This window comes from Streptomyces sp. NPDC034670 (assembly GCF_055574875.1).
On record NZ_JBVITR010000003.1, the window covers coordinates 196,018 to 210,351 of the forward strand.

The following is a 14,334-nucleotide window of genomic DNA, read 5'->3' on the forward strand; positions in this document are numbered from 1 at the left end:
GGACGGCTCAGGGCGGCCCGGGGCGGCTCAGGTCAGGCCCAGCGCCGGCATCAGGTAGTAGAAGGCGAAGACCGCCGACACCGCGTACATCGCCACCGGGACCTCCCGGCCGCGCCCGGCCGCCAGGCGCAGCACCACGAAGGTGACGAAGCCCATGCCGATGCCGTTGGTGATCGAGTAGGTGAACGGCATCATCACCATCGTCACGAAGGCCGGGATGGCGATCGTGTGGTCCGCCCAGTCGATCTCCCTGATCGAGCCCGCCAGGATCAGGAAGCCCACCGCGAGCAGCGCCGGGGTGGCCGCCTGGGACGGGACCATCGTGGCGACGGGCGTGAGGAACAGCGCCACCGCGAACAGCGCGCCGGTGACGACGTTGGCGAAGCCGGTGCGCGCGCCCTCGCCGACGCCCGCCGTGGACTCCACGAAGGCGGTGGTGGCGGAGGCGGAGCTGGCGCCGCCCGCGGCGACCGCGACGCCGTCGATGAACAGGACCTTGTTGACGCCGGGCATCTGGCCCTCGCCGTCGGTCAGCTTCGCCTCGTCCGAGACGCCCATGATCGTGCCCATCGCGTCGAAGAAGCACGACAGCAGCACGGTGAAGACGAACAGGACGCCGGTCAGCACGCCGACCTCGGAGAAGCCGCCGAACAGGCTCACCTCGCCGATCAGGCCGAAGTCGGGGGTGGAGAACGGGTTGCCGGGCCAGGTGGGGTTCGTCAGGCCCCAGGAGGGGACGTCGGCCACGGCGTTGACGACCATCGCGACGACCGTCATCGCGACGATCGAGAGCAGGATCGCGCCGGGCACCCTGCGCGTGATCAGCGCCAGCGTGAGCAGCGCGCCGAGGACGAAGACGAGCACCGGCCAGCCGGTGAGGTGACCGGTGCCGCCGAGCTGGAGCGGGACGGTGGTCTGGGCGGCGTCCGGGATGCGGGAGACGAAGCCGGAGTCGACCAGGCCGATCAGCATGATGAACAGGCCGATGCCGATGGCGATGGCCTTGCGCAGGCCGTACGGGACGGCGTTCATCACGCGTTCGCGCAGGCCGGTGGCGACCAGGAGCATGACCACGAAGCCGGCCAGCACCACCATGCCCATGGCGTCCGGCCAGGACATGCGCGGCGCGAGCTGGAGGGCGACGACCGAGTTCACGCCCAGGCCCGCGGCCAGGGCGATCGGGACGTTGCCGATGACGCCCATGAGCAGCGTGGTGAACGCCGCCGTCAGGGCGGTCGCGGTGACGAGCTGGCCGTTGTCGAGCTGGTTGCCGTACAGGTCCTTCGCACTGCCCAGGATGATCGGGTTCAACACGATGATGTAGGCCATCGCGAAGAAGGTGGCGAAACCGCCGCGGACCTCGCGGGCCAGCGTGCTGCCGCGCTCGGAGATCTTGAAGTAGCGGTCGAGGGCGCTGGGCGCGGGCCCGGACCCCGGCTGAGCGGGAAGGGGGGCCTTGGCGGGGGCCGAGGTGGACATGCGGGACCTCATCACCGGTGGGCTTTCCGCGAAGCCCTTTGGTGTTTTCTACGAAGGAAAGCGGTCAGAAGCAAACTGTTTCAGTATGAACATATGACGACGGTTGCGCTATCTCCATGGTGGACCGGTGTGCCCGATGCGGCGCATCTCACGTGCGCCGCCCCTCGTAAGCTGTCCGCATGGCCGGACTTTTCTCGGGATCCCCCCAGCACGAGGCGCCGGAGCCCCTGGAGGGCCCCGTGGTCGCCACCATCACCGGCGGCACGATCGTCTGGTTCGTCCTCTTCCTGGCGCAGCTGCCGTTCTACGGCTGGTTCGAGGAGCACGGCCACACCTGGTGGCTGTGGACGTGCCTGGCCGGCGGCGGGCTCGGGCTCATCGGCATCTGGTACGTCCGCAGGCGGGACGCCGCGCTCAAGCGCGCGCGGGCCGAACGGGACGGGCGGCCGGCCGGCCACTCCCCCGCACCCACCGCCGACTGACGCGCGCCGCCGCGGGCGGACCGCCCGGCGGCGCCCCGCCGGCGGGCCGCGACCGCCGTACGACCGGGGTACCACGACCGTCCTCCCCCGGTCGGATCTTCCGCGCGCACACGGGTGAACCGGGGGAACCGCACGTACCGTCGGAGGCATGACGCATCTCGACGCGGGCGCCCAGGTCGATGTCGCGCGCCCCGCCACGCCCACCTCGCCGGTGACCGGACTGACCTCGGCCCAGGTGGCCGAACGGGTGGCCCGCGGGCAGGTCAACGACGTGCCGGTGCGCAGCAGCCGGTCCCTGGCCGAGATCGTCCGTGCGAACGTCCTCACCCGGTTCAACGCGATCATCGGCGTGCTCTGGGTGATCATGCTGGTCGTCGCGCCCATCCAGGACAGCCTGTTCGGCTTCGTGATCCTCGCCAACACCGGCATCGGCATCGTCCAGGAGTGGCGGGCGAAGAAGACCCTCGACTCCCTCGCGCTGATCGGCGAGGTGCGGCCCACGGTGCGGCGGGACGGGGTGGCCGCCGAGGTCGGCACCTCCGAGATCGTGCTGGACGACCTGATCGAGATCGGGCCGGGCGACAAGGTCGTCGTCGACGGGGTGTGCGTCGTCACGGACGGGCTGGAGATCGACGAGTCGCTGCTCACCGGCGAGGCCGACCCCGTGGTGAAGCGGCCGGGGGACCCGGTCATGTCCGGCAGCTTCGTGGTCGCGGGCGGCGGCTCGTTCCAGGCGACCAAGGTGGGGCGCGAGGCGTACGCCGCCCAGCTCGCCGAGGAGGCGTCCCGGTTCACGCTGGTCCACTCCGAACTGCGCTCCGGCATCTCCACGATCCTCAAGTACGTGACGTGGATGATGGTCCCGACCGCGATCGGGCTGGTCGTCAGCCAGCTGGTCGTCGAGGACGGCGAGCTGAAGGACTCCGTCGCCCGCACCGTCGGCGGCATCGTGCCGATGGTCCCCGAGGGGCTGGTGCTGCTCACCTCGGTCGCCTTCGCGATCGGCGTGATCCGGCTGGGCCGCAAGCAGTGCCTGGTGCAGGAGCTGCCCGCCATCGAGGGGCTGGCCCGCGTCGACACGGTCTGCCTGGACAAGACCGGCACCCTCACCGAGGGCGGCATGGACGTCACCGAGCTGCGGGTGCTCGGCGACGGCGACGAGGCGTACGTCCGCAAGGTGCTGGGCGAACTCGGCTCGGCGGACCCCCGCCCGAACGCCTCCCTGAAGGCGATCGTCGACGCGTACCCGGACACCACCCGGTGGCGCCTCACCGACACCCTGCCCTTCTCGTCCGCCCGCAAGTACAGCGGGGCGACGTTCGACGAGGGCACGGGCGAGGAGGCCGTGACCTGGTTGCTGGGGGCGCCCGACGTGCTGCTGGAACCGGACGACCCGGCGCTGGCGGAGACCGTGCGGATGAACGAGCAGGGGCTGCGCGTCCTGCTGCTCGCCCGCGCCCGCGCCGGCGTGGACGTCGACGACCCCGAGGCCGCCCGGGGCGTCCGGCCGGTCGCGCTGGTGGTGCTGGAGCAGCGGCTGCGTCCGGACGCGGCCGACACCCTGCGCTACTTCGCCGAGCAGGACGTCCGCGCCAAGGTCATCTCCGGCGACAACGCGGTGTCGGTCGGGGCGGTCGCCGCCAAGCTCGGGCTCGAGGGGACGACGGTGGACGCGCGCCGGCTGCCCGCCGACCCGGACGGCATGGCCGGGGCGCTGGACGGGGGAACGGTGTTCGGGCGGGTCACCCCGCAGCAGAAGCGGACCATGGTGGGCGCGCTCCAGTCGCGCGGCCACACGGTCGCGATGACCGGGGACGGCGTGAACGACGTGCTGGCGCTGAAGGACGCCGACATCGGGGTCGCGATGGGCTCCGGCTCGGAGGCCACCCGGGCGGTGGCCCAGATCGTGCTGCTGAACAACAGCTTCGCCACGCTGCCGTCGGTGGTGGCGGAGGGGCGGCGGGTGATCGGCAACATCACCCGGGTCGCGACGCTGTTCCTGGTGAAGACCGTCTACTCGGTGCTGCTGGCGGTGCTGGTGGTGTGCTCGCAGGTGGAGTACCCGTTCCTGCCGCGCCACCTGACCCTGCTGTCCACGCTCACCATCGGCGTCCCGGCGTTCTTCCTGGCCCTCGCCCCCAACACGGAGCGGGCGCGGCCGCACTTCGTGCGCCGGGTGATGCGGTACGCGATCCCGGGCGGGGTGCTGGCCGCGCTGGCGACCTTCGCCACGTACCTCCTCGCCCGGCACCACTACGGCGGCGAGGGCGCGCTGGAGGCGGAGACGAGCGCGGCGACGCTGACGCTGTTCCTGATCTCGATGTGGGTGCTGGCCATCATCGCCCGGCCCTACACCTGGTGGCGCGTCGGCCTGGTGGCGGCGATAGGGACGGCGTTCCTGGTGGTGCTGGTGGTGCCGTGGCTCCAGGAGTTCTTCGCGCTGCGGCTGGTCGGCATGACGATGCCGTGGGTCGCGGTCGGCGTCGCGGTGGTGGCGGCGGCCGTCCTGGAGTTCCTGTGGAGGTGGGTGGACCGCCGCGTACCGGCCTGACGGGCCCCCGGGCGGGCGGACACGGGCCCGACGGGACTCCCGCGGACCCGTCTCCGGCGGGACTCCCGCGGACCCGTCTCCGGCGGGGCTCCCGCGGATCCGGACCCGACGAGACCCGCGCGTCCGGGCCCGTCCCGGCACCTGCGGGTCCGCCCGGCGCCCGCCCGCCCGGCGCGGAGGCCCCCTCGGTCCAAAACCGTGAGCACTCCGGCCTCCGCTGTCCTCGAGGCGCTCACGTGAGCAGCCGGTGGACATCCGCCCACCGACTGCTCACGCCCGCGGAGAGACCCCGGCCGGATCAGTCGAACCAGCGGTCCCGCGCCAGTTCCTCCGTCCGCGACGGGTCCTCCAGCAGCGCCGCGACCTCGAAGCGGCGCGGCCACTGGCCGGCCGCCCAGGCGAGTCCGGCGGCGACGCCCTCCAGGGTGGCGGCGTGCAGCACGCCGTCGTCGGTCAGCCGCCAGTCGATCCCCACGCCGTCCACGACGAGTTCCCCGTGCTCGACGTACGAGGACGGGGTGCGCGGACCGAGCAGCACCCGCACCGGCCCGGGCACGTCGTGCTCCGTGCCCTCGGAGTCGACCCGCCCGGTGACGGACTCGCTCAGCCTGCGCACCTGGAACAGCTCCGCCAGGTCGGCGGCGCGCGAGGGCCTCACGGGCAGCAGCGGCGTGTTCCCGGTGAACGGCAGCAGGTCCGGCGAGTCGACGACCACCGCGTCGGCGGCGTCCACCACCTCCACCCGGCCGTCGACCACCGCGCGCACCTCGTCCGGCAGGGTCACCCGCTCCGGGTCCAGTTCGGCCAGCGCCCCGTACAGCGCGTGCAGCTGGGCCGCCGTGACCTCGCGGTCGGGGTCGGCGAGCCGGTCGAGGAGTTCGGCGGCACCCCCCGGTTCGTCGAGCAGGGCGGACACCGACGTCCGTACGCCGAGCGCGTGCAGCACCTGCGCGTCGTCGAAGCCGGTCGCGTCGGCCTCGTCGTACAGGCCGCGCAGCAGCGGGTCGCCGCCTGCGGCGCGCAGTCCGGCCGGGCGGCGGCCGCCGAGCACGGGGTGGCCGCGCAGCCACCAGGCGGTGTAGGGGCGGACCACCTCGTGGGTGCCGTCGTGCAGCAGGATCCGCACCGGCTGGGTCAGGGCGTCCCGCAGCGGCGGCCGGGCGAGCAGGGCGAGGGCCTCGGGCCACCGGTCGTCGTCCACGAGGTCCAGGTCGCGCACGGCGACGATCTCGGTGGCGACCGGCGGCACCGGGCTGTCGGGGAAGCGGTCGAGGACGTCCTCGCACCACACGTCCACGGCGTCCAGCAGGCCCGCGTCGTCGGGCTCGGGGAAGTCCCCCTCGCGGGGTTCGAGTTCGTCCGGGTCGAGGACCACGTCGGTGGCGCGGACCAGGGCGAAGTCCACCAGCACCCCGCAGGCGGCCAGCGGCTGCTCGCCCCACCGGTCGGCCAGTTCGACGTCCACGGCGGCGAGTTCCCCCTCCCGCATCACGCGGGCGAACGGGCCGCCGGGGAAGACGAGTTCGCAGGCCGGGGACAGTTCGCCGTCCTCGTCGGGCAGGGCGAGGGCGCCCAGCCAGGGCTCGTCACCGGGTTCGAGGCCGGCGTCGCGCACCAGGGCGAGCACGAGGTCGGCGAGCTCCTCGGCGTCGGGGGCGTCCTCCTCCCAGTTCACCCCGCCCTCGTCGTCGAGGGACGCCGCGACGGCGGCCCGCACCTGCGGGGTGGTGAGCACCGCGCGCGGGGTCGCCGGGAGGGCGCCGAGCTTCTCCAGGAGGGGGTGGGCGGCGTCCGGGTGGGCGACCTTGAGGCCGAGCCGGGCCAGCACCCCGGGGTCGGTCCGGGCGGCCTCCGCACCCGGCAGCAGCACCTGGCGGGGTCCGATCGTGGTGCGGCCGTCGGCCAGCGGCACCGGCAGCCCGGACAGCCGGTCCGGGTCGACGCCCGCGAGGCTCTCGTACAGCCGCCGCCACCAGTCGGGCGCCTTCTCCAGTCCCGCGAGCCGGTCGATCGCGTCGGCGAGCGGGAGGCGGGCGACGCCGAGGGTGCGCAGCTCGGCGCGGCGTTCCAGCCCGGCGGGCAGCAGGGTCGGCAGCACCTCGGCGAGCACCCGCACGGTGTCCGCGCCCGCGCCCTCGACGACCTCGGCGTCCCGGGGCCGCAGGGACTCGGGCAGGCCGGCGTCCGGGTGGTCGTCGTCCGGTGCGCGCGACGTGACGGCGGGCGGCAGGAAGGAGGTGCGCGGCAGCCGGTCGAGCACCGCCCGCCGCAGCGCGCCGTCCAGCTCGCCCTTGCCGAGCGGGCCGGGCACGAGGTCGATGATCCCGGCGGTCACCGGACGCCACTCGGCGAGGAGGCCGGCGTAGGCGTCCGCCGCGCGCTGCACCAGGAAGTCGGTGAGCGGGCCGGGGGCGGTGTGCCGGCGGGTGGAGTCCAGCGGGAAGGAGGCGATGAGCAGGGCGGGGACGCCCAGGGGCTCGTCGCTCGGGGTGGGGGCGTGCAGGACGGGGCTGGTGCGGGGCCGGGCGGGGGTGCCGTCGGTGTCGACGGGGACGGCCCAGGTGACCGACCAGTGGGGCCGCAGCCGCTCCTCCACCGGGCGGTCGGCGAGCAGGTCGGGGGTGAGCGGTCCGTGCGCGGCGGCGGTGCGCCAGCGGGTGGTGCCCCCGGCGGAGTCCTCGACGACGGTGAGGGTGCCCTCGGTCCGGCGGCTCAGGGTGCGGGGCGCCTCGTCGCCGATCTCGACGACGACCTCCTGGAGGCCGGGCAGGGCGAGCAGCAGGGCGTCGTCGACGGCGCGCAGCAGCCGCTCGGCGAGGTCGGCGGCGGCCGTGTCGCGCAGGGGCAGGATGACGACCGTGTCGTACGGGACGGGTGCGGTGCCCTCGGCGGCGAAGGGCAGGCGCAGCAGCGGGACGTGCCCGTCGCGGCGGCGGATCTCGTCCCCGAGGCCGGGGCTGTGCCGGGCGGTGTCGCCCGCGAGTTCGCGGGCCTCGGCCAGCGACCAGCGCACGCCGCCGTGCCGGCCGACGACGGCGGGCTCGTCGGTGACGGCGAGGACGGCGGCGAAGCCGACGCCGAACCGGCCCACGGACCGCTCCGGGGCGTCCCGCTTGGCGGAGGCCCGCAGGGTGGACAGCGACTCGACCCCGGCCGCGTCCAGCGGCGCACCGGTGTTCGCGGCGACCAGGACGCCGTCGCGCAGGGTGAGCCTGAAGCGCCCCGGCACCCCCGCGCGGGCGGCGGCGTCGGCGGCGTTCTGGGCGAGTTCGACGACGAGGCGGTCCCGGTAACCGCCGAGGACGAGGTCCTCCTCGGCGTTGGCGTCCTCCCGGAACCGGGCGGGGCTGGTGGCCCACGCGTCCAGGACACCGCGCCGCAGACGCGCCGTACCGAACGGGTCGGCCCCCTCGGCGGCGGGCCGCACGTACTTGCTCACGTTGACTCTCCTCATCGGCCCTCATCAGCCCTGTCGGCGTGAGACCGAAGGTACCCCTCCGCGGCGCCCCGGCGAGCAGGACGGCCCCGACCCCGGACCGCGTACGGGACGGGACGCCTCCGCCCCCGGCCGGGGCGGCGGACGGAGACGCGCGCCACATTCACGAAACGGCGGACGGAGACGCGCGCCACATTCACGAAACGCCCGAACCGGGCCTCTCCGTGACAAGCCGCACAGGCCGCCCGCCCGGTACTAGCCGGAATAGTGGAAAAACACTCGAAACCAAAACGGACATTTACGACGAATGACTAATCGATCAGCCCGAAATGGCGACTTCCGCCCGATTGGCGCCCTCCGTCAAGAGACGTGCATCTCACGCCCCGCCTACGACGTTTCGTCGTAGGTCACACCTTTGCGGCTTTTGCGCGGACCGGGCTACCAAGGAACGGCCACCGCGGCACGGACCCGTTCCGCCGGTGGTTTTCCTCTGTCCCTCTCCCCCCTGAGGTTTCGATGTCCCAGCGCGTCACGTCCCGTTCCTCCCGTACGTCCCCGATCCGCACCCGCGCGGCCGTGCTGGCCGCCGGCCTGGGCGCCTCGGTCGTGCTGGGGGCCGGGGTCGCGGCCGCCGACGCCCCGGCCGCGTCCGGCCCCACCACCGCCGTCCAGGCCGCGGCCGCGCAGCAGGCGTCCTGGGTCGACCCGGTGAAGAACTACAAGCTCACCGCGAGCTTCGCCCAGAACGGCGGCATGTGGGCCGCCAAGCACAGCGGCCAGGACTACGCCGTGCCCACCGGCACCCCGGTCCACGCCACCCACGGCGGCACCGTCGTCAAGGCCGGCGGCAACGGCGCCGGCGACGGCCCCGCCTACGGCAACGCCGTCGTGATCAAGCACGGCAACGGCGTCTACTCCCAGTACGCCCACCTGTCGCAGGTCGGCGTGAAGGCCGGCCAGGTCGTCAAGACCGGCCAGCAGATCGCCCTGTCCGGCAACACCGGCAACTCCAGCGGCCCCCACCTGCACTTCGAGATCCGCACCACCCCGAACTACGGCTCGGCGATCGACCCGATCCAGTTCCTGCGCTCCCACCGCTGACCCCCACGGGGGCCCGGAGACTCCCCGGGCCCCCGAACCCCTCGGGCATCCCGGCACACCGGGATGCCCGTCGGCGTCGGACCGCACGCACGCACTCGCTCGCCTCGGCTTCCCTCGGCTCTCCTCGACGGCCCTCGCCGGCGCGAGGCCGGAGGCACCGTTCCGCGGCGCCCCGGCGAGGAGGGCGGCCCCGTGCCGGGGCCGGGACGGAACGCGTGCGACCGGCCGGGGCGGTGGGCGGGTACGGCCGGCCCGCGTGGATGATCGTTCCCGTGCTGCAGGAGTCCCTGTCCGTCACCGCGCTGGTCGTGGTGCTGGTGTGTGCCGTCGTCCGTCCCTTCCGGTGGCCGGAGGCGGCCTTCGCGGTGCCCGCGGCCGGTGTCGTGATCGCGGCCGGCGCGATCTCCCCGGACACGGCGCGGGAGGAGGCCGCCCGGCTCGGGCCGGTGGTCTGGTTCCTCGCCGCCGTGCTGGTGCTCGCCCGGCTCTGCGCCGACGAGGGCCTCTTCCACGCCTGCGGGACCTGGATGGCGCGCTGGGCCCGCCGCCGGCCGCGCCGGCTGCTGGGCGCGGTCTTCGCCCTCGCCTCGGCGATCACCGCCGTGCTCAGCCTGGACGCCACCGTGGTCCTGCTGACGCCGGTGGTGTTCGCCACCGCCACCCGCATGGGCACCCGGCCCCGCCCCCACGTCTACGCCGGCGCACACCTGTCGAACACGGCGTCCCTGCTGCTGCCGGTGTCGAACCTGACCAACCTGCTCGCGTTCACCGCCACCGGGCTGACCTTCACCCGCTTCGCGCTGCTGATGCTCCTGCCGTGGCTGGCGGCCGTCGCCGTCGAGTACGCCGTCTTCCGCCGCTTCTTCGCCGCCGACCTCGACGCGCCCGTCACCGGGGCCGAGGCGGAGGAGCCGGTGGAGCTGCCGCTGTTCGCGCTGGTGACCGTGGGCGCCACGCTGGCCGGGTTCGCCGTGGCGTCCGCGCTCGGCATCGACCCGGCGTGGGCCGCGACGGCCGGCGCGGCCGTACTGGCCGTCCGCGCCCTGGCGCGCCGGCACACCACCCCCGCCGCGCTGGTGCGCGCCGCCGACCTGCCGTTCCTCGCCTTCGTCCTCGCCCTCGGCGTGGTGGTGCGGGCCGTGCTGGACCACGGCCTGGAAGGCGCCCTCGGGGCCGTCCTGCCCGACGGCACCGCCCTCCCCGCCCTGCTGGGCACCGCCGCGCTCGCCGCGCTGCTCGCGAACCTGATCAACAACCTGCCGGCCGTCCTCGCCCTCGTCCCCCTGGCGGCGCCCTCCGGCCCCGGCGCGGTCCTGGCCGTCCTGCTGGGCGTCAACATCGGCCCGAACCTCACCTACGCCGGCTCCCTGGCCACCCTGCTGTGGCGGCGCGTCGTCCACCACCACGACCACGAGGTCCGGCTGGGGGAGTTCACCCTCCTCGGCCTGCTCACCGTCCCGGCGGCGCTGCTGGCGTCGACCGTCGCGCTGTGGGTGTCGCTGGAGGTCCTGGGCGGGTGAGCGGGGGCGTCCTCACGGCCCGGGCATTCTTGTTATGTACTCGTCATTTTCCTACGTTGGACCGTGCCCCGCGGTCCGGCCGGATCGCGGCTCGCCGCTGCGTTCCCACGGAAGGGACGATTCCCCATGCCCCTCAGACGCCTCTGGATCCCGGCCGCCACCGCGCTGCTGGCGCTGGCCGCACTGCTGATCGGTCCCGTCCCGTCAGCCGGCGCCGCCACCACCGCGACGCCGAACTTCAAGGCGCCCTTCCCCTGCGGCCAGAAGTGGACCTACAGCCACCACTCGGCCGAGGTCCGCCGCGCACTGGACTTCGTCCGGGCGGACGGCGGCGCCACCGACGGCACCCCCGTCCTCGCCTCCGCCGCGGGCACCGCCTACCGCCACTACCAGGCGGGGGGCGCCGGAAACTACGTCTCCATCGACCACGGCGGCGGCTGGACGACCTACTACTTCCACCTGTCCGCGTACTCCGTCGCCCACGGCGCCCGGGTCGCGCAGGGACAGCAGATCGGCACCACCGGCAGCACCGGGGGCTCCACCGGCCCGCACATCCACTACGAGCAGCTCCTCAACGGCGTCGGCCAGAACATCCGCATCAACGGCAGCGCGCTGGCCTACCCCGGCAGCTACCACCAGTACTACCTGACCAGCGACAACGCCTGCGGCGGCGCGGGCGTGCCGTTCACGACCTGGGGCAGCGGCGTACGGGTGCGCAGCGACGCCCGCCTCAGTTCCCCGGTGGTGACCACGCTCGGCGGCCCCACCCACGTCCGGGTCCTGTGCCAGAAGCAGGGCGACACGGTGAACGCCGAGGGCTACACCAACAACTGGTGGAGCAAGCTGCGCGACCAGAACGGCTTCATCAGCAACATCTACATCGACCACCCCGCCCACCAACTCCCGGGCGTCCCCCTCTGCTGACCCCGCCCGCGGCCGGCGGCCGGCCGGTCCGCCCCCTCCCCTGAGGCAGGCGGGCCGCACGCCCCGCTCAGCCCCCGGACGCGTACGGCACGAAGCGCGCCCACGCGTCCGGGGCGAAGGCGAGGCGGGGACCCGTGACGTCCTTGGAGTCGCGGACGTGGACCGTGCCGGGGGTGAGGGCGAGTTCGACGCAGGAGTTGCCGTCGGTGCCGTCGCTGTAGCTGCTCTTGAACCATGCCAGCTCGGAGGCGCCACCGGCGGAGACCTTGCGGATCATTTTTCTCCCAGCAGTAGTTGCTCGATGAAGGCCAGCGACTCCCGGGGCGAAAGTGCCTGCGCCCGGATGGCGCCATACCGCAACTCGAGAATGCGCAGTTGCTTCGGTTCGGAGGTGGGCCGACCGTTGAACGCGCCGTCAGAGCGCCCCACCGCCGTGCCGTCCGCGAACTTCAGCACCTCGATCCTGCCGTCCACCCCCGGGTGAGCTTCGGTCTTCGTCGGCATCACCTGAAGCATGACGTTGTGCAACCGCCCTACTTCAAGCAGACGTTCGAGTTGCTGTCGCCACACCATTGTGCCTCCGACCTCCCTCTGCAAGGTCGCTTCTTCCAGGACGAAACTGATGGAGGGAGCCGGGTCACGTTCGAACACCGACCGTCGGGCCATGCGAGCGGCCACCATCCGCTCCACTTCGTCCGGAGGGTACGGCGGCTGCGCGGCCTGGAACAGCGCTCGCGCGTGTTCAGGCGTCTGCAACAACCCGCTGACGCTGTTGCACACGTACAACCCGATCTCGACCGCCCGCTCCTCCAACTTCGCAATGTCCCGCACTGTTTTCGGGTACCGGACCTTCTTCACGTCCTCCCAGGCCGCCGCGACGAGTCCGCCCGCCCCCAGCACCTCGTCCGCCTTGTCCAGGTACTCCTGACGGGGAATCCGCTTGCCGCCCTCGACCTTGTAGACGAGGTCCTCGCCGTAGCCGACCGCCCTGGCGAAATCGACCACCCGCATCCCCACCGCCTCGCGGCGCAGCTTCAACTGCCGCCCGACGGTCGTGATGACCGCGACGCCCCACTCGTCGTCCGGGTCCACCTCCCAGCCCGGCTCGTCCGCCTCGCCCCTGAGCCGTACCGCATCGCCGTCCACCGACATGTCGCGCCCCTCCGTCGTGCCGCGCCGTACCGCGACGCCCTACCCGTACCAACCGCCCCGACCGTCCGGACAGCACCGGACAACACCCGCACGGTGGCCGGACACACGCACCGGGTGACGCGAGCCGGGAAATCGCCGATGCCCACGCCTTACGTCACCGGAACCCGATTCCCCACGTTCCGGTGCCGTCGGCGCCTTTCCCGAAGAAACGTGAGAGGGAAAAGACCCTCGCCGAACCCACCCTTTCCCGCCCGGGACCTGCGCTCACTCGGGCGGGTGAACATCACCGGCTCGGCTGGCTTTTCGGGTACCCCACGGCTCTACGCTCAGCGGACACCACCCGGAAAAGACTTCGGCCCCCGCCGGGACTGGCATCCCACTGCGAGGGCCTGACCACCAAGGAAGAAGCACCTTCCCGATGGATACGCAAAACCCTAGCGCGCCTGCGCGCTCCCGGTCAGCCCTTGACGGCAACCGGCCCCCCGCCCGGGCGAACCGGCGCTCTCCTGTGCGCCCCTCCTCCGCCCACCCCTCGGGCGTCACGCACGAGAACACCCGCCACACCACCCGCTTCACGGTGATCGGCAACCACCTCACCCAGCACCGGGAGCTCTCCCTCCTGGCGATCGGACTGGCCTGCCACCTCCAGTCCCTCCCCACCGGCGCCCCGGCCGACATCAAGTCGCTCGCCGCCCGCTTCCCGGAGGGCCCGACCCGCATCGCCGCCGCCCTGCGCGAGCTGGAGACCCACGGCTACCTGCGCCGCGAACGCGTCCGCACCCCCGCCGGCCGCATCGTCACCCGCACGGTCTCCTGCAACCAGCCGAGGACCCGCGAGGCCACCCGCCGCCACGAACCGGTGCCCGTGCCCGAGACCGTCCCGGCCCTTCCCCCGGCCCAGGCCCCCGCCCGGAGCGAAAAGCCCCGCACCCCGCGCAAGAAGCGCCCCCTGCCGCCCGTCCCCCAGCCCGCCCGTCCCGCCCCCGCCCTCCTCCAGCAGGCCACCGACCTCCTCTCCGGCCTGCGCCGCCACCACCCGGACCTGCTCCTCTCCGTCTGCGACACGACCCACCTGGCCCCCGGCGTCGCCGCCTGGCTCGAACGCGACGTCACCCCCACCGCCCTGCGCCACGCCCTGACCGCCGACCTCCCGCCCGAGGGCATGCGCCGCCCCGCCGCCCTCCTCGCCCACCGCCTCACGGCGCACCTGCCGCCCCCGCCCCCGTTCCGCGCCCCGGCCGACCCCCCGCCCGTCCGCCACCCACTGCGCAACTGCGACGGCTGCGACCGCGCCTTCCGCGCCCCCGAGGCCGAAGTCCTCTGCCGCGACTGCCGTACGTCGGCAGGCGACGCCCGCACCGGGACACCGCCCGGCCGCACTCCGCCCACATCCACTGATCAGGAGAAAGACGCTTCGATGTCCGCCCCCGGACTCCCCGACCGCCCCGGACGACCGACCTGGCCGATGCGCTCCCGGGAGGACTCCATGAGCACGCGGGCCGACCACGGACACGAACTGGTTCCCCGCCCCGAACAGACCCCCGACGCCTTGCCGGCCGCCCGCGCCGTCACCGCACCGAAGGCCGAGGAGATCCTCGGAGACGGGTGACCGGGCTCCCCGGGCGCCCGTCCCGCCGGAACCGCCGGGACGGCGGGCGGGCGCCCGGAGGAGAGGACCCCCGCCCGGCT

9 protein-coding genes and 1 pseudogene are annotated in these 14,334 nt (G+C 73.7%); 6 read left to right on the plus strand and 4 right to left on the minus strand.

From position 1 onward, the window contains the following. Nucleotides 1-27 precede the first annotated feature (27 nt). Complete coding sequence (locus ACZ56B_RS03600) at nt 28-1,479, minus strand: NCS2 family permease (protein WP_468785803.1); 1,452 nt, start codon at nt 1,477-1,479, stop codon at nt 28-30. Between the two features lie 179 nt (nt 1,480-1,658). Between ACZ56B_RS03600 and ACZ56B_RS03605 the strand changes: the two genes are divergently transcribed. Beyond that, entirely contained in the window at nt 1,659-1,961 is a 303-nt protein-coding gene (locus ACZ56B_RS03605; RefSeq protein ID WP_468785805.1) for a DUF2530 domain-containing protein, read from the plus strand. Between the two features lie 148 nt (nt 1,962-2,109). Beyond that, entirely contained in the window at nt 2,110-4,512 is a 2,403-nt protein-coding gene (locus tag ACZ56B_RS03610) for an HAD-IC family P-type ATPase (RefSeq protein WP_468785807.1), read from the plus strand. 298 nt (nt 4,513-4,810) lie between these two features. On the opposite strand, the gene ACZ56B_RS03615 is transcribed toward ACZ56B_RS03610, so the two are convergent. Beyond that, nucleotides 4,811-7,951 (minus strand): sacsin N-terminal ATP-binding-like domain-containing protein, encoded by a 3,141-nt coding sequence (locus ACZ56B_RS03615; protein WP_468785809.1) that lies wholly within the window; start codon nt 7,949-7,951, stop codon nt 4,811-4,813. Nucleotides 7,952-8,464: 513 nt separating this feature from the next. Here ACZ56B_RS03615 and ACZ56B_RS03620 point away from each other — a divergent pair. From ACZ56B_RS03620 to ACZ56B_RS03630, 3 genes are all read left to right on the plus strand, one after another. Further along, nucleotides 8,465-9,049: a M23 family metallopeptidase gene (locus ACZ56B_RS03620; RefSeq protein ID WP_468785811.1), complete on the plus strand. Its 585-nt coding sequence runs from the start codon at nt 8,465-8,467 to the stop codon at nt 9,047-9,049. Nucleotides 9,050-9,309: 260 nt separating this feature from the next. Continuing rightward, nucleotides 9,310-10,569 (plus strand): SLC13 family permease, encoded by a 1,260-nt coding sequence (locus ACZ56B_RS03625; protein ID WP_468785930.1) that lies wholly within the window; start codon nt 9,310-9,312, stop codon nt 10,567-10,569. A 126-nt stretch (nt 10,570-10,695) separates the two neighbouring features. Further along, nucleotides 10,696-11,493 carry a peptidoglycan DD-metalloendopeptidase family protein gene (locus tag ACZ56B_RS03630; RefSeq protein ID WP_468785813.1) on the plus strand — a complete coding sequence of 266 codons (798 nt, stop codon included), beginning with the start codon at nt 10,696-10,698 and terminating at the stop codon, nt 11,491-11,493. Between the two features lie 67 nt (nt 11,494-11,560). Here the strand turns inward: ACZ56B_RS03630 and ACZ56B_RS03635 are convergent, their stop codons facing one another. Together ACZ56B_RS03635 and ACZ56B_RS03640 are read right to left on the minus strand one after the other, a co-directional pair. Continuing rightward, nucleotides 11,561-11,770: a DUF397 domain-containing protein gene (locus tag ACZ56B_RS03635; RefSeq protein ID WP_468785815.1), complete on the minus strand. Its 210-nt coding sequence runs from the start codon at nt 11,768-11,770 to the stop codon at nt 11,561-11,563. Further along, on the minus strand, nt 11,767-12,645 hold the full coding sequence (locus ACZ56B_RS03640; RefSeq protein WP_468785817.1) for a helix-turn-helix domain-containing protein: 879 nt from the start codon (nt 12,643-12,645) through the stop codon (nt 11,767-11,769). Before ACZ56B_RS03640 ends, ACZ56B_RS03635 begins: the two co-directional genes overlap by 4 nt. A 418-nt stretch (nt 12,646-13,063) precedes the next feature. Between ACZ56B_RS03640 and ACZ56B_RS03645 the strand changes: the two are divergent. Beyond that, nucleotides 13,064-13,999 (plus strand): annotated as a pseudogene (locus ACZ56B_RS03645) (hypothetical protein); the annotation flags it as partial. Between the last annotated feature and the right edge of the window lie 335 nt (nt 14,000-14,334).